The sequence below is a fragment of the Halomonas sp. R57-5 genome, assembly GCF_900070345.1.
Taxonomy (GTDB): Bacteria; Pseudomonadota; Gammaproteobacteria; order Pseudomonadales; family Halomonadaceae; genus Vreelandella; species Vreelandella ventosae_B.
In genome coordinates, this window is sequence record NZ_LN813019.1 from 528,770 (window position 1) to 547,892 (window position 19,123).

A 19,123-nucleotide genomic window follows, 5' to 3' on the forward strand; every position below is an offset into this window, starting at 1 on the left:
TGATGTCAATATAATGTTCATTGATGTACATTGAGGGGCGAGCATGTTCGACCGTTAGGACGGCGGCGCGGTAGGTGGCGTTAGCCGATTAGGCTTGCCGTGGACTAGCCGGTGCCGGCTGGAGAATTTCCATGGCGGGCATAGAAGCGTTGCAATTCCCTGGAACCAGGCGGCTGGCCGGTGAAAATTTCGACATAGGCGGGGATGCGCTGCATGCGCACTTCGAGGGGTTCCTGGGTCTTCATCGAGATATAGCCGATCTGGGTTAGGTAGATGGTGCGGCCCCGAACGTTGGCCGCCAGCGGATCATAGCCGTAGCGCTGGAACATGCGCGCCAGTGCTTCGATACGGGTGGCATCAGCTGCATCGATTTCACTCACTACTGACGCTGACTGTAGCGCCCAACTGCGCATGGCGAACTCTAGCGGGGAGTCGAACAGTTTAGGATCCAGCCAGCAGTCGAAGACATTGAGCATCGCCTCGACGATATTCTCGGCATAGGCTTCGGTCTGATTCACTAGCCCTTGGGTATTCTTTTCACGCCAGCGTGCGATCAGTGCTTCCAGCAGTGCCTCGCGATCCTTGAAGAACCAGTAGAAACTGGTTCGAGAAAGCTTTAGTCGCTTGGCCAGGGAAAGAATGCGCACGCTATCGACGCCCGATTCGAGTAGCAGCTCAAACGCCGCGTCGAGCCAGACGTCTTGGGAGCCTTTAGCGTTGGGCGTATCGGTGGGTGGCATTGAGCAGGTCTCTAAGAATAGTCTAGGAATAGTGTGGCAAAGTGTACACAGGTGTCTCTTATGTGTACACGTTGTCAGCTACTCTGGCTAAGTCCTAGTGACGGTAAACGTCGCTGCCTTGATCCTTCACGTTTTAACCTTGGGCTAAGTGTAACGTCGGCGCATCATATCCTAGGTTCTCAAGCATGCGGGCGGCGTACCAGTCGATAAAGTCGATAACGCCAAACTCATAGGTTTCAGAGTAAGGGCCGGGTTGGTAAGCCTTGGAGTTAATGCCACGCTGGTTCTCTTCGGCGAGTTGGCGGTCCTGGTCGTTGGTCGCGTCCCATACTCGGCGAAGCTGCTCGGGGTCGTAGTCAACGCCCTCTACGGCATCTTTATGAACCAGCCACTTGGTGGTCACCACGGTTTGCTGCGGGCCAAGCGGTAACACGCGAAATACCACCGCGTGATCGCCCATGAAGTGATTCCATGAATTGGGCAGATGCAGGATGCGCAGAGAACCCATGTCGGGACTTTTCAGGCGACCCATCAGCTTCTTGCAGCCGGGTTTGCCGTCCATTGTCATGGAGACAATGCCATCCAACAGCGGCGTGCGGGTCAGACGGTTCTGCTGGCCAAGCCGCGTCAGTTGGTAAGGCACCTGCTCCTGATCCCAGTCCGCCTGCTTGCGGGCCACTAGCTCCTTGTAAGCAGGTGTCGCACGGGGGTCGTCGGTATCATCAAACTCTTGCAATGAATTCAGCAGCTCAGGGTGTGCGCCGTTGCAGTGATAGCACTCGCGATTGTTTTCGATCACGAGCTTCCAGTTGGCTTGTTCGACAATGCTGGACTCGGTGGCGATCTTGACGTTGTCCATCTGGTACGGCTCAAGATAATGCTCAAGGGTTACCAGAAAATCGTCAATCGAGGTCGGTTCGTCGCTTAGGTTGATAAACATAAACCCACCGGCGGTGCGAACGCTGACCGGCTTGAGCCCAAATTGATCGAGGTTGAAGTCAGTGCCCATATCGCTACCGGCAAACAGCAAGCGGCCATCAAGCTCGTAGGTCCACTGGTGATACGGACAGACGAGTTTTGCCACCTTGCCTTTATCCTTTGTGCAAAGTCGCGACCCGCGATGGCGGCAGACATTGTGAAAGGCATGAATCGTGCCTTCACCACCGCGTACGATGACAATGGGATTATCACCAATATCCAACGTTATGAAATTACCTTTGGTAGGGATCTCGCAGGTCATTCCCGCGAACAGCCACTCTTTCTCGAAAACCTCCTGCATATCGAGGGCGAACAGGCGGGCATCGTTATAAAACGGCTGCGGAAGCGAAAAGGTACGCGCCCTTTCTTGCAGCATTTGGGCCGTTGACTCGCGAGCCGCAGCGAGTGGGTCATCCATCATATAAGAAACACTTTTTTGCATACCAGTATCCTCGTAAACCACCGCTTTTCCCTCAAGGGCTGCGATACGACCGTTAGTTAAGATTGGTTATTGTTCTGCTGCGTAACCTGGCGTTTTATTCAAATGTGGCTTCAGTCAGTCACCGATTGTGTTGCAGGCTAACCCCTGCCAGTTATCTGCCCGCGACATAAGGTGACGTAGTGGCGACTAAAACAGAGGTTTCTAAACGATAAAGAGTGGCACGAGGTAAGTGTGGGTCGCTGTCAGGTAAGTCGGTTAGCAGGCGCATCCCCAAAATGCAGATCAAAGTGCTGGCCGTATAGCGAATACGGTTCGGTGATGCAAAGCGATGAAGGCTGGTCAGGCAGAGGCAAAATGACAACTAATTTCTTTAATCCGGTCACGACCCAAACCTGGACCAACGGCCGTCATCAGGTGCGTTGCGTTAAGGTGATCCAAGAAACCCAGGATGTGCGCACATTCTGCTTTATGGCCGAGCAGCCTGTGCTGTTCTTCTTCAAACCTGGCCAGTTCGTGACCCTGGAGCTAGAGATTGATCATCAGCCGATCATGCGCTCCTATACGATTTCCAGTTCCCCCTCCATCCCTTATAGCTTTTCCATCACCGTTAAACAGATTCCGGGGGGCAAGGTTTCTAATTGGCTGCACGCCAATTTAAAGGTGGGCGACGAGCTGGTGGTGCACGGGCCGGTAGGCAATTTTAACTCTATCGATTTCCCTGCCGAAAAAGTGTTATTTCTTTCTGGCGGTGTGGGCATTACCCCCTTGATGTCCATGACGCGCTGGCTGTTTGATACCAATGCCGCTGTGGACGTTGAATTCGTGCATAGCGCCCGGGCCCCTCGCGATGTCATTTATCACCGTGAGCTGGTGCATATGTTTTCGCGCATTCCCGAGTTCAAGCTGCACATCATTTGTGAAAGCAAAGAAGATATTGGCGAGGCATGGGCTGGCTATCGTGGCTACCTCMCCCAGCCGCTATTTGAGCTGATAGTGCCGGACTTTATGGAGCGGGAGATCTTTTGTTGCGGTCCTGCACCCTATATGAACGCCATAAAAAGTATTCTGCGCCACCACAATTTTGACATGAGTCATTATCACGAAGAGCTATTTGGCGCCACGCCGATCGACGTGCGTGAGGATGTGCGTGAGTTGGCTGAGCAAGCAGAAGTAGACGCTGAAAACGTCGATAGCAGTGAACTGCACAGCATTGAATTTGCGTCTTCAGGGAAAAGTGTCCGCATTCAGCCGGGCGAAACCGTACATGCGGCAGCAGCGAAGCTTGGCCTACATATTCCCAAGGCCTGTGGTATGGGGATTTGCGGTACCTGCCGAGTAGCACTTAAGTCGGGTGAAGTGGAAATGGAGCATAACGGCGGTATTACGGATGAGGATGTTGAAGAAGGCTACATTCTGTCTTGCTGCAGTCGTCCAAAAGGCGATTTGATCGTGGATTTCTAGGTCAGGTAGATGTTTTTAATACTGATAGTAAAGCGCCCTTTATGGCTAATGCCGTAAAGGGCGCTTTKCTTTCTAAATCTTGCCGATGTCGCAAATACATCGCGTGGTGACGTCGCCGAGCATCTTGGGCCCGCACACCAACGATAGTATCGCGGTAAGAACGCGTTGATAGGGACTGTGGTTGAAAGCGACCTGGGTTTATCAGCATTAAAGAGTATGTCGAGCACTTAATAACAAAGTGACTAATGAGGAGGCGGTAATGCTTCACAATAATTTTTCCCCCAATGCCCGTTTGGCCAATTACGACAGTCTGCTTGCTGAAGCAATCGCTGAAGAAACGGTTCGCCAAGAAGCGCATATTGAGTTGATCGCCTCCGAAAATTACACCAGCAAACTTGTTATGGAAGCGCAAGGTACACAGCTGACCAATAAGTATGCAGAAGGCTATCCAGGCCGCCGCTACTACGGTGGCTGTGAGTTCGTTGATAAGGTTGAGGCGTTGGCCATTGAGCGCGCCTGCCACCTGTTCAGTGCCAACTATGCCAATGTGCAACCGCATTCTGGTGCCCAGGCCAATGCCGCTGTGTTTATGGCGCTGGTATCGCCGGGCGATACCGTATTGGGTATGAGCCTTGCCCACGGTGGGCACTTAACCCATGGGGCCGCCCCTAATTTCTCGGGCAAGCATTACAACGCGGTGCAGTACGGCCTCAAACCGGAAACCGGTGAGATCGATTACGACGAAGTCGAGCGCTTAGCCCGCGAGCACCAGCCGAAGATGATCATTGCGGGCTTTTCAGCCTATTCTCGCGTGGTGGACTGGCGACGCTTTCGCGCCATCGCCGACGAGGTAGGGGCCTGGTTAATGGTCGATATGGCGCATGTCGCTGGCTTAGTGGCCGCTGGCCTCTATCCAAGCCCGCTTCCCTTCGCTCATGTGGTCACCACCACCACCCATAAAACACTGCGCGGCCCACGGGGTGGTTTGATTCTCTCCGCCCATGGCGACGAGGCTCTGTACAAGAAGCTCAATGGGGCGGTTTTCCCAGGCCAGCAGGGCGGGCCGTTGATGCATGTGATCGCTGCCAAGGCGGTAGCGTTTAAGGAGGCCATGAACCAGGAGTTTGTGCGCTACCAGCAGCAGGTGATTGATAACGCCCAGGCCATGGCCAAAGTGTTTATTGAGCGCGGTTATGACGTGGTATCTGGCGGTACCGACGACCACCTCTTTCTGGTCTCACTTATCCGCCAGGGCATCACCGGTAAAGATGCCGATGCCGCACTTGGCCGTGCACATATCACGGTTAATAAAAACACGGTGCCCAATGATCCTCAAAGCCCCTTTGTGACCTCTGGTCTGCGTATCGGTACCCCCGCGGTAACCACGCGCGGCTTTGATGCTGAAGAGTGTAGCGAGCTGGCGGGTTGGATATGCGRCATTCTGGACGAGTTGACCACCGGAAGCGACACCGCCTCCATTGAAGCTGACGTGCAGGCCAAAGTGACCGACGTGTGTGCTCGGCATCCTGTCTATGCTGAAACCGTCGAAGCCGTCGAATCTATAGCTTAAGAGGAGCGCCCTATGCAACGCTATTCCGGCTTCGGCCTGGKCAAGCACGCGCTGAGCCACCATGAGAACTGGGAGCGCCAGTGGCGCAACCCTACCCCCAAGAAGCAGTACGATGTGATCATCGTTGGCGGCGGTGGCCACGGCTTGGCCACGGCCTATTACTTGGCTAAAGAGTTCGGCATTAAGAATGTGGCAGTGATTGAGAAGGGCTGGCTGGGTGGGGGCAATACTGCCCGTAATACCACCATCGTGCGTTCCAACTATTTATGGGATGAGGCGGCCGCCCTTTACGATCATGCGATGAAGCTGTGGGTGGGGCTTTCCCAAGMCCTTAACTACAACGTGATGTTTTCCCAGCGCGGCGTACTCAACCTGGGACATACCCTCCAGGACATGCGCGATATCCAGCGCCGGGTTAACGCCAATCGCTTGAACGGTATCTACGGTGAGGTGCTGGATGCGCGAGGTGTGCAGGAACTCGTGCCCATCATGGATTGTTCAACCAGCGCCCGTTACCCCGTTTTGGGCGCTTCCTGGCAGCCTCAGGCTGGTGTGGCGCGCCACGATGCTGTGGCCTGGGGCTATGCACGCGGCGCTGACGCCCATGGGGTGGATATCCTCCAGCAAACCGAAGTCACCGGCTTCAAAATCCGTGATGGCCGAGTCTATGGCGTCCACACCAATCGCGGCGATATTGAGGCCAAAACCGTGGGTTGCGTCGCTGCCGGTAATTCCGGGGTGCTGGCCAACATGGCGGGCTTTAAGCTGCCGCTGGAGTCCCACCCGTTGCAGGCCCTGGTTTCCGAACCGATCAAACCGGTTCTCGATACCGTGGTGATGTCTAATCAAGTGCATGGCTATATCAGCCAATCCGACAAGGGCGACTTGGTGATTGGCGCGGGTATCGATGGCTATAACGGCTATGGTCAGCGCGGCAGTTATCCCACTGTTGAGCACACCCTCCAAGCCATCGTCGAGATGTTCCCGATTTTCTCTAGAGTGCGTATGAATCGCCAGTGGGGCGGCATCGTTGATACCTGCCCAGACGCCTGTCCGATCATCTCCAAAACGCCGGTGAAGGGTCTGTATTTCAACTGCGGTTGGGGGACTGGTGGCTTTAAGGCTACCCCTGGTTCGGGGCATGTGTTCGCCGCGAGCCTGGCCAAGGGTGAGATGCACCCCATCGCTGAGCCGTTCTCCATGTTCCGCTTCCATAGCGGGGCGCTGATTGACGAACACGGCGCTGCCGGTGTGGCCCACTAGGGTTTGTACGAGGAGTATCCAAATGTTCTATATCTACTGCCCTTACTGCGGCGAACACCGTGAAGAAGAGGAGTTCCACCCCAAGGGCCAGGCGCATATTGAGCGACCTAAAGAGCCTGAGGCGTGTAGTGACGAAGAGTGGGGAAACTACCTGTTTTTCCGCGACAACCCCCGAGGTGTACATCACGAAATGTGGGTGCATGCGGTGGGCTGCCGTAAATTTTTCAACGTGACGCGCCATACCGTGAGCTACGACATTCTCGAGACCTACAAAATGGGCGAGCAGCCGTCGATTACCGCCGAGAGCCAGAGTCATCACCGCGAAGCCGCTGCGGTAAGCGATCAAGAAGAGGTGCGGGCATGAGCCAGTCCAAGCAGCATCAACAGCAAGCGTTTCGCCTTAACACGGGCGGGCGTATTGATCGCTCCCGCACGCTGAGTTTTACCTTTAACGGTCAGCATTACCAAGGGCACCCAGGCGATACGCTGGCTTCAGCGCTGCTGGCGAATGGCGTGGATATCGTTAATCGCAGCTTTAAGTACTCACGCCCCAGAGGCATCGTTGCCGCTGGCGCCGAAGAGCCCAATGCCATCGTTCAGTTGGGTAGCAACGAAGCGGCCCAGGTGCCCAATGTGCGCGCTACCCAGCAGGCACTGTTTAACGGCTTAACCGCCTGTAGCACTAACGGCTGGCCAAATGTTCAGCGCGATTTAATGGGCCTGGTTGGCAAGCTGGGCGGGCAGTTTATGCCGCCGGGCTTCTACTACAAGACCTTTATGGCCCCGGCGTCGATGTGGCTGACCTACGAGAAGTACATTCGCAAGGCGGCGGGACTGGGCCGCAGCCCCATGGAACCCGATCCAGATAGCTATGATCACCTCAATCAGCATTGTGATGTGCTGGTTATCGGCGCGGGTGCTGCTGGCTTAGCGGCGGCGCTGGCTGCCGCGCGCAGCGGTGCCCGGGTGATGGTGGCCGATGAACAGGAAGAGATGGGTGGCTCACTACTGGATAGCCGCGAAACTCTGGATGGCACCCCAGCAGCCCAGTGGGCTGCTGGGGTGCTGGAAGAGTTAGCCGGATGCGAGAACGTTACGTTGTTGCCCCGCACTACCGCTAACGGATACCACGACCATAATTTTGTGACGCTGCACGAGCGGCGTACTGAGCATTTGGGCGAAACGGCCCCTGTCGTCAATGGCCACCGCCCAGTGCGCTCCAGAATGCATCGGGTACGCGTCGGCCAAGTGATCCTGGCTACTGGCGCCCACGAGCGGCCGCTGGTTTATGCGGGTAACGATGTGCCGGGTAATCTGTTGGCGGGCGCTGTGTCTACTTACATTCGACGCTATGGCGCGGTGCCGGGGCGCCAATTGGTGCTCTCCACCAGCAACGACTATGGCTATCGCGCCGCCTTAGACTGGAAAGAGGCCGGCTGCGAGGTTGTGGCTATCGTTGATGCCCGTGAGGCACCAGATGGTGACTGGGTCGAGGCCGCACGCGCCCAGGGCATCAAAATCATCCCCGGCAGTGCCGTGATAGAGGCGAAGGGCAGCAATCGGGTTACCGCCGCGCGGGTGGCCAAGATCGATATTGACGCTTTCAAAGTGAGTGGCCCAATCCAGGAGCTGGCCTGCGATACCATCGCCAGCTCCGGCGGCTATAGCCCGGTGATTCACCTAGCTTCCCACACCGGTGCGCGGCCTACCTGGCGTGACGATATTCTCGGCTTTGTGCCGGGGCTGGTGAAGGGTGTTCAGGCGTGTGGTGGTGCTAATGGCACCTATGCCTTGTGTGATGTACTCGCGGAGGGTGTCGAAGCGGGCATCAGAGCGGCGGCCGCCACGGGGCACTCTGCCCAGCCAATCAGCCTGCCTAGCACCGAACGCCTTCAGCAAGGGCCAGCGGTAGCACTGTTTCAAGTGCCCCATGAAAAGCCCACCCTGCGCGGGCCTAAACAGTTCGTCGACCTACAGAACGACGTCACCGCGGCGGGCATCGAGCTGGCAACTCGGGAGGGCTTTGAGTCCATCGAGCACATCAAGCGCTATACCGCGATGGGGTTCGGTACCGACCAAGGCAAATTGGGCAATATCAACGGTATGGCGATTGCCGCCCGCTGTCTGGGGCGCTCCATTCCTGAGGTGGGCACCACGGTGTTCCGTCCCAACTATACCCCGGTCACCTTCGGCGCCATTGTTGGTCGCCACTGCCGTGACCTGTTCGACCCCGAGCGTTATACCGCGCTTCATCAGTGGCACGTTGAGCGCGGCGCTGAGTTCGAGGATGTCGGTCAGTGGAAGCGCCCCTGGTATTATCCACAGAAGGAGAATGGAAAAACCGAGACGATGCACGAGGCAGTGGCTCGCGAGTGTCTGGCCGTGCGCGAGAAGGTCGGTATCCTCGATGCCTCGACGCTTGGCAAGATCGATATTCAAGGGCCGGATGCGCGTGAGTTACTGGCGCGGATTTACACCAACAAGTGGGAAAAACTGGCGGTAGGCAAGTGCCGTTACGGTCTGATGTGCAAAGACGATGGCATGGTCACCGACGACGGTGTGACCAGCTGCCTGGCCGATAACCACTTTTTGATGACCACCACTACCGGTGGCGCGGCAGCGATCCTGGAATGGCTGGAGTTGTGGCATCAGACCGAATGGCCGGAACTGGATGTCTATTTCTCATCGGTGACTGACCACTGGGCCACCATGACCATCACCGGTCCGGAAGCACGCAAGCTGCTCGCCGAGATCAGTGATATCGATCTTGACCGCGAAAGCTTCAAGTTTATGGATTGGCGATCCGGGAAAGTGGCAGGGGTGCCTGCCCGAGTCTTCCGCATCTCTTTTACCGGCGAGCTGACCTTTGAGATCAACGTGCAGGCAAACTACGCCATGCATGTGTGGCAGACCCTGTTCAAGCATGGCGAGAAGTATGGTTTGACGCCCTATGGCACCGAAACTATGCACGTTCTGCGCGCTGAAAAGGGCTTCATCATCGTGGGCCAGGAAACCGACGGCTCGGTGACGCCGGAAGACCTGGGCATGCATTGGGCGATCGGCTATGACAAGCCCTACTCATGGATTGGTAAGCGGGCCCTGACACGCAGTGACACCAAGCGTGAGAACCGCAAGCAGCTGGTGGGACTCAGGCCGAAGGACCCGAAGGTGGTTCTCGAAGAGGGGGCCCAGATCGTGTTTGATCCCAAGCATGCGATCCCTATGCCGATGGTGGGTCACGTCACCTCCAGCTACTACAGCCCGGTTCTGGATTCAGGGTTTGCGCTAGCGGTGGTTAAGGGTGGCCATCAGAAGTTGGGCGAAACGGTTTATTTGCCCATGGCAGACGGCCAGACCCATGAAGCTGAAATCGTCAGCACCATTTTCTACGACCCCAAGGGAGAGCGCCAGCATGTCTAACGCGGCCACCTTCGACACCCGTACTGATACCGCTATCCCGGTAGAACCCCCGTTAGCCTATAGCTATCGTCACAGTGGCGCGCCTCGGGGCAGTGGTTACCGGCTTAAGCTACGCGAGCGGGCAATGCTTGGGCATCTGATCCTGCGGGGTGGCGCTATCGTTCTCGACGAGGCGGTGCGCGACGTGCTGGGCATCAGCCTGCCTGGACAACCCCAGGCGTTGGTGCACGATGCCAGCGGTGAACGTTCTATCCAGTGGCTTTCCCCGGACGAGTGGCTGGTGATCGTACCCGGAGGTGAGGAGTTCCCGCTGGAGACCAAGCTGCGTGAGCATTTGGGCAGCGCCCACTTTGCGATCAGCGATGTCAGCGGTGGGCAGACCCTCATAGAGCTTTCCGGCGAGGCGGCCCGAGAGTTGTTGATGAAAACGGTGATCTACGATGTTCACCCCAGCAATTTTCCAGTGGGGAAGGGTGTCACCACCGTCTTCGCTAAGGCGACCACGATTATTCGCCGCCCCAGTGAAGAGCGCTGGGAGTTAGTTGTGCGGCGCAGTTTTGCTGACTACTGCTATCGCTGGTTACTGGATGCCGGGTCAGAGTACGGCGTTAACGTAGAACAATAAGTTGGCAGGCCGGAACACTGTTTCGGCCGCTACGATCTGCCGCTAATAGAGATACATTCACTATGAGTCGAATGAGTGATACCTGGATACTTGCCGCCCAATGCCCTAGTCGCTTGGGAACGGTGGATGTCGTCACGCGTTTCTTGAAAGAGCAGCAGTGCTATATCACTGAACTCAACTCTTTCGATGATCGGCTGGGCGGACGCTTTTTCATTCGCGCCGAGTTTCGCCCCGAGCAAGATGAGTTTCATGAAGAGCGCTTTCACACCGATTTTTCAGCGCGGGCGAGCGAATTCGACATGCAGTTCGAGTTGACGGCCCCTGGCAAACGCACCGGCACCGTGATTATGGTTTCCAAGGCCGATCACTGCTTGAATGATCTGCTCTACCGTTATCGGACAGGGCAGCTTCCGCTGGATATCAAAGCAGTGATTTCCAATCATCCTGATCTGGAGCCGTTGGCAGCATGGCACGATTTGCCCTACCACTACCTGCCGATCACGCCCGAGACGAAATTGCAGCAGGAATCGCAGATACGCGACATCATCGCGGAAACCGACGCTGAACTGGTGGTGCTGGCAAGGTATATGCAGGTGCTTTCACCTTCCATGTGTGAGTTATTAGCCGGACGGGCGATCAATATTCATCACTCGCTGCTGCCCGGTTTTAAAGGCGCTAAGCCTTATCATCAGGCGTATGAGAAAGGGGTTAAGCTGGTCGGCGCAACGGCCCACTACATTAATAATGACCTTGATGAAGGGCCGATTATTGCCCAGGGGGTCGAGCCTGTGGATCACACCCACTACCCGGAGGATCTGGTTGCCAAGGGGCGTGATATCGAGTGCCTCACCCTGGCTAGAGCGATTAGCTATCATTTGGAACGCCGCGTGTTCTTTTATTCAGGGCGCACAGTCGTTTTTGGCAACTAGCTTTTTGGTAACTAGCTTTTTGGTAACTAGTCTTTTTGTAACCAATGCTTTTTGCCTAATGCTGTTGTTAATAAACGCAAACAGTTTGAGCGCGCTTTTATAACTGGGTTGCTGTCGTTGCTAAGCTTTTGCCAGAGCGATATGTAACCCCTTGTTATGTGTGATAAGCCGTGCCTAAAAATATGATTTTATAAATATAAAAATATCATCAATAAAAGATAGATTAGTTTTATTTATCATCACATCAATAACTTATTGAAATTGTCAGGCACCGCCTGACTTTCCCCTGTTTATACGTCAAGAGGTGCTCCAATGCCTATCAGTGTTTTCGACCTTTTTAAGATTGGAGTAGGCCCCTCCAGTTCCCATACCGTCGGGCCCATGCAGGCGGCTTTTAAGTATGTCACAACCCTGCGCGAAAACAGCCTGCTTGATGAGGTAGGGCATCTTGAAGTCCATCTTTATGGCTCGTTGTCCGCCACGGGTATCGGACATGCCACCGATAACGCAATTATTATGGGATTGATGGGTGAACGCCCTAGCACAATAGATCCCTCTATTATTGAACCAGCCATTCAGGCGCTTAAAGAGAGCCAATCATTACAGCTTGGCCGACAAAAAACAGTGAAGTTTGTTTGGGAGAGTGACCTCTATTTCCATGAAGAGAGCTTGCCGCATCACCCTAATGCCATGAAGCTGGCGGCTTTTACGCATCAGGGCGACTTGGTGTATCAAAATACCTATTACTCGGTGGGCGGCGGCTTCGTGGTTGAACAGGCCCAGGTGGATATGCCGCTGGACGATTTGGGTGGCGTTACCATTCCTTACAACTTCGATACCGCAGACGAACTCCTGGCGCTATGTAAAAAAGAGCAGCTCAGTGTCAGCCGGCTGATGCTGGAAAATGAGAAAGTATGGCGGACGGAGGAGGAGGTCAGAAACGAACTGTGGCGTATCTGGCAAGTGATGTGTGAATGCATCGACAATGGATTAACTCACGAAGGGATACTGCCGGGCGGGTTAAACGTTAAGCGCAGGGCTAAGCTGCTTCACCAGCATCTGCAAGCGGCAGAGCAGAATGATTGCCTGATAGCCTCAACGTTCTCAGCGATGGAGTGGGTGAATATTTTTGCACTCGCCGTTAACGAAGAGAACGCTGCGGGTGGGCGGATGGTGACGGCGCCCACCAACGGTGCCGCAGGTATCATTCCGGCCGTTTTGCACTACTACATGAAGTTTCAGCCGAACGCCTGCGAAAAAAACGTGGTGGATTTTTTGCTGGCGGCAGGCGCCATTGGCATTCTGTGCAAGAAAAATGCCTCAATCTCCGGCGCCGAAGTGGGCTGCCAGGGGGAAGTCGGGTCGGCTTGTGCCATGGCAGCCGCTGGCTTGGCTGATGTGATGGGGGGCACGCCCGAACAAGTCGAGCATGCGGCCGAAATCGGCTTGGAGCACAATTTAGGATTAACCTGTGACCCTGTGGGTGGGTTAGTTCAGATTCCCTGTATCGAGCGCAATGCCATCGCAACGGTAAAGGCGATCAATGCCGCTCAAATGGCACTGCGTGGTGATGGCACTCACTTTATCTCGTTGGACAAGGTAATTCGTACCATGCGCGATACCGGCAGAGACATGTTGGATAAATACAAAGAAACATCTAAAGGTGGCTTAGCTGTGAATGCTATTGAGTGTTAACAAGCCCTAGTAACGATGCAGCAACCCTCTGATAGCAACTCAATGGCTAGTGTGAATCGCGTCAGGCGGACGCTTTCTCCGAGAGCGGTTGTAACGCCGCATCCTGTTGTCGCTGATAAGCTTTGATGCGTTCAACCAAGTACTCAGCGTCAGCCGCCACGCCAGAGAACCTCCCAGAGCCCCAGGTATGCAGCCATGGCAGGCCAATAAAGTAGAGGCCGGGCTGTTGGGTGACACCGCGTTTGTGTATGGGATGGCCCTGACCATTGAATACCGAAGCATCAAGCCAGTGAAAGTCAGGGCGAAAGCCGATGCACCAGATAACGGCGCTAATCCCTGCGTCGACCAGATTTAGCTCGGAACGCTCTTGGTTCGGTTCCCAGCATGGCGTGTACTCGGGCGCTGGTGGGGCCTCGATACCCTGGGAAGCGATGTAGGCATCAATTCGCTGGTTTATGTTGCAGTAAACACTGTCGGCATGATCGAGGTTGGCTTTCAAATTATCGCGAAAGATAAAGTCCCCATTGCGGTACTCTTCTAATAGCCCGAATAGCTCCATACCTTCGAGAGCGAACTTGCGCAGGTCGATCTCCCGACCCCCGTCACGKCCTGTGACATAGTGGTTGGTGTTATCTCTTACTCCCTCACGTAATGGGTGCTGATCGACCGACATCTCGTAGTAGCCCATTTCATCAAGCCATTCGACAACATCTTTGCCGCGATATTGACGCGCCACGCGCGGGGCATCACCGGTGGCGAGGAAGACTTTTCGCCCAGCAATGTGMAGGTCTTCGGCAATCTGGGCGCCAGATTGGCCGGAGCCCACCACCAACACTGCCCCCTCGGGTAACTGTTCAGGGCTTCGGTATTCCGCGGAATGTAGCTGGAACAACCGATCGGGCAATCGCTCTGCCATACGTGGAATGATAGGGAGATGATAACCGCCGGAGGCCACCACGACCTGATCCGCGCTAAACTCACCCGCGGAACTCTTCACTTCGTACTTCCCATTGCTATTCAGACTGACGCGATTAACGGCAACGCCTTCGAGGGCGGGAGGCTGAACCTTGGTGGCAAAGCGGTCAAGGTAAGCGACGACGTCGTCTCGTTTCATAAAGCCTTTAGGATCATCCCCGTCGTAGGGATGATCGGGTAGCTGGCACTGCCAATTCGGCGTCACTAAGGTGAATGAATCCCAACGCGCTGTCTGCCAGCTATGCATTAAGCTGTGTTTCTCTATAACGAGATGGCCGATTGCCTGTTGTTGAAGGTAGTGGCTGACGGATAGCCCCGCCTGACCGCCACCGATGATAATGGCAGAATAGTGCTTACGTAGGTCTTTCATATCGCTCTCTCTTTGCAACGATTGATGAGATGTTTGATGGGCTAGTCGATGCGGATAATTTCGACCATGTCCTGCGGATTATTGCCAAACTGCTGGGCTTTGGCCTTGATGACCGTCGACTGATCAATGGCACTGGAGCAGAAGAAGCCGAATTTTTGTTCGACGCGCTGGCTGGCTGCCTCTAAGGCTGTGTCGGCGCGCTCCACAAAAGCATCGACGCTGAGACGCTCGCCGACCTGGAAGTACTCCTTTACGACGGTAGAGGGTGAGTAACACTGGTCTTCGCTGCCATCTGGCCAGCGAACGTGGAAGTGTATGGCTGGCATGCTCAAAGCTCCTGTTGGGGAATGGGCATTTGGGGGCGACTCAGTCCGGTTAATGGAGTCGTTGCAAGGTCATGGAACAACTGGCGATCATTGTCGGTTTCTACCCAGAGCTGAGGTGAGGAAACGATCTCGCCGATCTGCGCGGCGGCGATGCCACGGGCACGGAAGCGCTCTAGCAGCATGGGAAGGTGCTCATTATCCGTGGTGAGCAGGTAACCGAAGCTAGGGAAGGTGCATAACCAGTCTTCCCAAGTGACTTTCTCGGGTTTCGGGATGGCGTCAAGGTTAATGCTCACACCTACATCAGCGCTCTCCATGAGCATTAAGGTGGTACCGAGGAGACCGGCCTGACTAATATCTTTAGCGGCGCTAGCCAAGCCCGCTTCAGCAATACAGGGAAGTAGTTCGATGTCGCCACGCAAACGCTCAGCGGGCGCCGTTGTGGCCGCGTTCCAATTCAGATAGGGCGCTTGATAGGCGCCGCGCAGGTCGATAGCCGCCACTAATAGCTGCCCAGGCCGCGCCGCAAAACTGCTCAGCAGGCATTGGGCTCGACCCAGGATGCCGACCGCCAATTGCGGCTGATTGGAGCGAAGGTTGGTGTGGCCACCGACGATGGGAATGCGGAAGGTGTCGGCGGCCTCACGCATGCCTTTGGCAATGAGTTCAGCGCTTTCTGGGTCATGGCTCCATAGAGCATTGACGATTGCCTGGGGCCGCCCGCCCATTGCGGCGATATCACTGACGTTAACCATCACCGAACACCAGCCAGCAAACCAAGGATCCTCGGCGACGAAGGCGGTAAGTAGCCCTTCCATCGCCAACAGTGTGTAGCCTTCGCCGCTGGGAATGGCCGCGGTATCGTCGCCGTTGGGATGCCAGCCATCGGGCAGTGCTGTCAGGTTGGGAGCGATCCGCGCGATATCGGCCTTATGGGCAAGACCACTATAATCGTGCACTTTCTGGAGCAGTTCTGTTAGGTCGAGTCGTTGCTTTTGGCTCATGATGCTTGTCTCAGTGCGGGGGCTGAAAGGATCTTAAGCAGCCCAGGCGCCAGCTCAGCGAGAGGTTGGCGTTGACGCCCAGGCACAACAAAGCCGCTAAGAGGAGAGTGGCAAGGGGGGTAGTGGGTAAGGTCGGCCTCCATGACGACATGAGGTCGATCAAGGATTAACTCCTCTCCAATGCTTCGCCAGTGCAACTGTTGAAAAAGAGCCTCATTCTGGGCCTGTACCCGGGCCAAAAAGCGTTGGCAGCCCAATGCATGAGCGCTGGAGACGGCCAGCCGAATCAGCGTGGAGCCTAGGCGGCCTTGGGCGCGGAAGGCTGGGTCAACAGCAAGACGCGAACCATGCCAGAGTCCAGGTTCTGATTCGTGAATACGCACTGTCCCCACCACTTGCTCATACCATCCTCCTGTGCACCCTAAAGCGACGAGTAGGTGGGCTGAGTCATCGATGGCATCTCGGTCGTCCTGATCAAATATTGCCTGCTCATCGCAGAAAACGCGCCGCCGCAATGCCAGTGCTTCATCGGTTTCCCAAGGCAGGCTCGCCCACTTGATCCGGTAGTTGGAATAGGCCGAATAGGCGTCGGATGTTGACATCATCGGGCACTCCTCTATTAAGCGTTTCGCGTGCTGTTAGCGCTCGTACTCAGACAACGTTGAACAGGCACCGCAACGCCCGCAGCCCGCTTTGATATCGCTAGAGCGCAACGCTGCGAGCTTGAGACGTCTGCCCAACGGCGCCAGGATCGACTCCATAAAGTCGGCGCTGGGCGGCTTATGATCTTCTAATGGCGTGCCGTTAATCGGCACGAACGGCACTACAAAGGGATAAACGCCGATTTCGATTAGGTGTTGGCAGGTTTCCAGAATGGCCTCGCGGGTATCCCCGAGCCCGGCAAGAATATAAGTGCTGACTTGCCCGCGGCCAAAGACGTCAACAGCATCGCGAAACGCCTGCATATACTCTTCGATGCCAACCTCGGCCTTGCCTGGCATTAGCGTTTTTCTTAGCGAAGGTGTGACCACTTCGAGATGCATGCCCAGGCTGTCAATGCCAGCTTCCTTCATGCGGGCATACCAAACGGGATCCTTAGGTGGTTCGCACTGCCCTTGCAGCGGAAGATCCACGGCCGCTTTGATGGCCCTGGCACTTTCGCAAAGGACGCTGGCTCCTCGGTCAGACGTGGCTGGCGTTCCGGTAGTCATGACCATATGTTTGACACCGTCGAGCTCGACAGCGGCCTTAGCCACCTCGGCCAGTTGGTCTGGGGACTTATGCGCAATGGTGCGCCCGGCTTGGAGTGATTGACCAATCGAGCAGAATTTGCAGGCTTTGCGCCTGCTCTCATAGCGGATGCATGTTTGCAGTACCGTCGTGGCCAGTACATCGCGGCTATGCAAGGTGGCGATATGCGTGTAGGGGACGCCGTCAGCGGTTTGCAGGTCGTAGAAGTGGGGCGTATCTGCAAAGGTAATATCGGCCATAGGAATCGTGTTTTCAGTCAGCCTATGCCCTTCATCACCTGACACTACGCTAAACGGTGAACGCCATGCCGACTGGGTATAGACGGGCACCATCATAGTGATTCCATCGATGGTTATTGCCTGATGGTCAGAAGGGCCAGCGCCGCCCCGTCGGCTGACATGCTCTTGTGATGCATCCTGCAGGCGTACGCCATGGGTTTGAAGTTCGGTGAACAAGCGTGAGCGATCGGCGAGCTTACTCATCTTCATCTCCTTGGGCATTATGGCCCTGAGCGGAAGTGGCCAGTGGCTGGCAGCAGTGGGCGGGCATATCGTTAATGGCTAAGCTCAACAGTTCAGGGCGCGCATAGTGGCCCACCGAATCCATCATTCGCTTACGCTTGGTAATCAGGGCGAAATCCAGGTCGGCAATAACGATGCCTTCTCCTTTGCTCAGCGGCTCGGCCAAGTGCTTACCTTCTGGCGAGATAATGGCGGTGTTACAGCCATCACGCAGAGCACGTTGTAGCGTGGTGTCGGGGGTAATGGATTCGATTTGGGAGTCGGTTAGCCAGCCGGKGGCGTTAACCACGAAACAGCCCGCTTCAAGGGCGTGATGACGGATGGTTACCTCAATTTGATCCGCAAAGACTGGGCCGACCAGCGAGCCAGGAAACTGGCTGCAGTGGATCTGCTCGTGCTGGGTCATCAGGGCATAACGTGCCAACGGATTGTAGTGCTCCCAGCAGGCCAGGGCGCCAACACGGCCCACGGCGCTATCCACTACCTTCAAGCCCGAGGCATCGCCCTGGCCCCAAATCATGCGTTCGTGGTAGGTCGGCGTGAGCTTTCGGCGTTTCAGCAACAGACGCCCGTCGCTATCAAAGATCAGTTGAGTATTGTAGAGGGTGCCATGATCACGCTCATTAACGCCAAGCACGACGACGATGCTCAGGGTGCGAGCGCGCTCAGCGACAGCATCAGTGATCGGGCCTGGTACCACCACGGCCTGTTCATACAGCCGTAAGTGCTCGGCGCCACAGGCCACGGCGGGGTAGACAAATGAAAAGTACGGATAGTAGGGAACGAAGGTTTCGGGGAACACGATCAGCTCAGCCCCCTTGCTGGCCGCTTCGTCGATTGCATCCAGTACCTTGACCAGCGTGCCGCCAACACTCTCAAGATCGGGAGAAAGCTGAGCGGCAGCGGCCCGCACTATGGTCGTTCCTGTCATGTTTGCTTGTGCCATGACCGCTGCTCCCCTTAGACCGTCCAGGTATCGATGATCAGTGCATCGTCGCGCACGTGAAGCAGCTTGAGGTCAAGCACATCCAGTGGATTGATCGCGCGGATGCCCTCAATGAGTGACGGTTCGCCATGACCATAGAGKGCTTGAAGAGCAAAGCGGCAGGCGTAGACCTTGCCTCCCTCGGCCATAAACTTGGTCAACTGATTGTTGAAGTTCATGTGGCCGGGGAACGCTTCATCACCCAGGGTGGGGAAGCCCCGCTGTACGCCCAAAGTGACCCCGGGGCCATACAGTAAGATGGAGGTTTCAAAGCCTTTACGCAGCAAACGCGTTGCCTGCAGCATATTCACGAAGCCGATCGACCCCTCAAAGGCAACCGTATGAAAAGTTACCAGGGCTTTTTCGCCTGGTTTCGCTTTTACGTCTTCAAAAACCTTCTCTTCGTAGTCGACCAGAAAATCGCCTTTCTTGTTGAGTGGTTGCGTCACTGTAGGCATGTCTAAGCTCCGTTTATTGCGAGTGGGAGAGTCGTTAACCGCCGTGCTTACACAAGCGGTACGATCAATACGGAGCAATCGACGTGCCAATTGATATGCTTATTGATCCA

General features: G+C 55.6%; 17 protein-coding genes. 8 read left to right on the forward strand and 9 right to left on the reverse strand.

The genetic code is table 11. The features are described 5' to 3' along the window. Nucleotides 1-104 precede the first annotated feature (104 nt). Nucleotides 105-740 (reverse strand): TetR/AcrR family transcriptional regulator, encoded by a 636-nt coding sequence (locus HALO_RS02420; protein ID WP_035581398.1) that lies wholly within the window; start codon nucleotides 738-740, stop codon nucleotides 105-107. Between the two features lie 133 nt (nucleotides 741-873). Beyond that, a complete protein-coding gene (locus HALO_RS02425; protein ID WP_035581396.1) occupies nucleotides 874-2,160 on the reverse strand; it encodes an aromatic ring-hydroxylating oxygenase subunit alpha in 1,287 nt (428 codons plus the stop codon). A 354-nt stretch (nucleotides 2,161-2,514) separates the two neighbouring features. On the opposite strand from HALO_RS02425, the gene HALO_RS02430 reads away from it, so the two are divergent. The 8 genes from HALO_RS02430 to HALO_RS02465 all read left to right on the forward strand — a co-directional run bounded on the left by HALO_RS02430 (nucleotide 2,515) and on the right by HALO_RS02465 (nucleotide 13,123). Then, nucleotides 2,515-3,621 carry a hybrid-cluster NAD(P)-dependent oxidoreductase gene (locus HALO_RS02430; protein ID WP_050714112.1) on the forward strand — a complete coding sequence of 369 codons (1,107 nt, stop codon included), beginning with the start codon at nucleotides 2,515-2,517 and terminating at the stop codon, nucleotides 3,619-3,621. Between the two features lie 259 nt (nucleotides 3,622-3,880). After that, on the forward strand, nucleotides 3,881-5,191 hold the full coding sequence (gene glyA / locus HALO_RS02435; RefSeq protein WP_050712981.1) for a serine hydroxymethyltransferase: 1,311 nt from the start codon (nucleotides 3,881-3,883) through the stop codon (nucleotides 5,189-5,191). 12 nt (nucleotides 5,192-5,203) lie between these two features. Continuing rightward, nucleotides 5,204-6,454 carry a sarcosine oxidase subunit beta family protein gene (locus HALO_RS02440; protein WP_050712982.1) on the forward strand — a complete coding sequence of 417 codons (1,251 nt, stop codon included), beginning with the start codon at nucleotides 5,204-5,206 and terminating at the stop codon, nucleotides 6,452-6,454. Nucleotides 6,455-6,476: 22 nt separating this feature from the next. Then, nucleotides 6,477-6,818: a sarcosine oxidase subunit delta gene (locus HALO_RS02445; RefSeq protein ID WP_035581389.1), complete on the forward strand. Its 342-nt coding sequence runs from the start codon at nucleotides 6,477-6,479 to the stop codon at nucleotides 6,816-6,818. Continuing rightward, entirely contained in the window at nucleotides 6,815-9,874 is a 3,060-nt protein-coding gene (locus HALO_RS02450; RefSeq protein ID WP_035581387.1) for a sarcosine oxidase subunit alpha family protein, read from the forward strand. Before HALO_RS02445 ends, HALO_RS02450 begins: the two co-directional genes overlap by 4 nt. Then, a complete protein-coding gene (locus HALO_RS02455; protein WP_035581385.1) occupies nucleotides 9,867-10,499 on the forward strand; it encodes a sarcosine oxidase subunit gamma in 633 nt (210 codons plus the stop codon). Before HALO_RS02450 ends, HALO_RS02455 begins: the two co-directional genes overlap by 8 nt. A 62-nt stretch (nucleotides 10,500-10,561) precedes the next feature. Beyond that, nucleotides 10,562-11,428, forward strand: coding sequence for a formyltetrahydrofolate deformylase (gene purU / locus HALO_RS02460; protein ID WP_035581384.1), 867 nt, complete (start codon nucleotides 10,562-10,564; stop codon nucleotides 11,426-11,428). Between the two features lie 312 nt (nucleotides 11,429-11,740). Then, entirely contained in the window at nucleotides 11,741-13,123 is a 1,383-nt protein-coding gene (locus HALO_RS02465; protein WP_035581382.1) for an L-serine ammonia-lyase, read from the forward strand. Between the two features lie 61 nt (nucleotides 13,124-13,184). On the opposite strand, the gene HALO_RS02470 is transcribed toward HALO_RS02465, so the two are convergent. The 7 genes from HALO_RS02470 to HALO_RS02500 are packed head-to-tail and all read right to left on the reverse strand — an operon-like array spanning nucleotide 13,185 to nucleotide 19,013. After that, nucleotides 13,185-14,468 (reverse strand): MSMEG_0569 family flavin-dependent oxidoreductase, encoded by a 1,284-nt coding sequence (locus HALO_RS02470; RefSeq protein WP_035581380.1) that lies wholly within the window; start codon nucleotides 14,466-14,468, stop codon nucleotides 13,185-13,187. A 41-nt stretch (nucleotides 14,469-14,509) separates the two neighbouring features. Next, complete coding sequence (locus tag HALO_RS02475) at nucleotides 14,510-14,794, reverse strand: MSMEG_0570 family nitrogen starvation response protein (protein ID WP_035581378.1); 285 nt, start codon at nucleotides 14,792-14,794, stop codon at nucleotides 14,510-14,512. Nucleotides 14,795-14,796: 2 nt separating this feature from the next. Continuing rightward, nucleotides 14,797-15,798, reverse strand: coding sequence for a sll0787 family AIR synthase-like protein (locus HALO_RS02480; protein WP_035581376.1), 1,002 nt, complete (start codon nucleotides 15,796-15,798; stop codon nucleotides 14,797-14,799). Continuing rightward, nucleotides 15,795-16,403: an MSMEG_0567/Sll0786 family nitrogen starvation N-acetyltransferase gene (locus tag HALO_RS02485; protein ID WP_035581374.1), complete on the reverse strand. Its 609-nt coding sequence runs from the start codon at nucleotides 16,401-16,403 to the stop codon at nucleotides 15,795-15,797. The genes HALO_RS02480 and HALO_RS02485 overlap by 4 nt, the downstream gene beginning before the upstream one ends. 33 nt (nucleotides 16,404-16,436) lie before the next feature. After that, nucleotides 16,437-17,531, reverse strand: a complete 1,095-nt coding sequence (locus HALO_RS02490) for an MSMEG_0568 family radical SAM protein (RefSeq protein ID WP_035581372.1) — start codon at nucleotides 17,529-17,531, stop codon at nucleotides 16,437-16,439. Beyond that, nucleotides 17,524-18,516, reverse strand: coding sequence for a Nit6803 family nitrilase (locus HALO_RS02495; RefSeq protein ID WP_231896797.1), 993 nt, complete (start codon nucleotides 18,514-18,516; stop codon nucleotides 17,524-17,526). The genes HALO_RS02490 and HALO_RS02495 overlap by 8 nt, the downstream gene beginning before the upstream one ends. A gap of 14 nt (nucleotides 18,517-18,530) precedes the next feature. Beyond that, nucleotides 18,531-19,013 (reverse strand): MSMEG_0572/Sll0783 family nitrogen starvation response protein, encoded by a 483-nt coding sequence (locus tag HALO_RS02500; protein ID WP_022521498.1) that lies wholly within the window; start codon nucleotides 19,011-19,013, stop codon nucleotides 18,531-18,533. Between the last annotated feature and the right edge of the window lie 110 nt (nucleotides 19,014-19,123).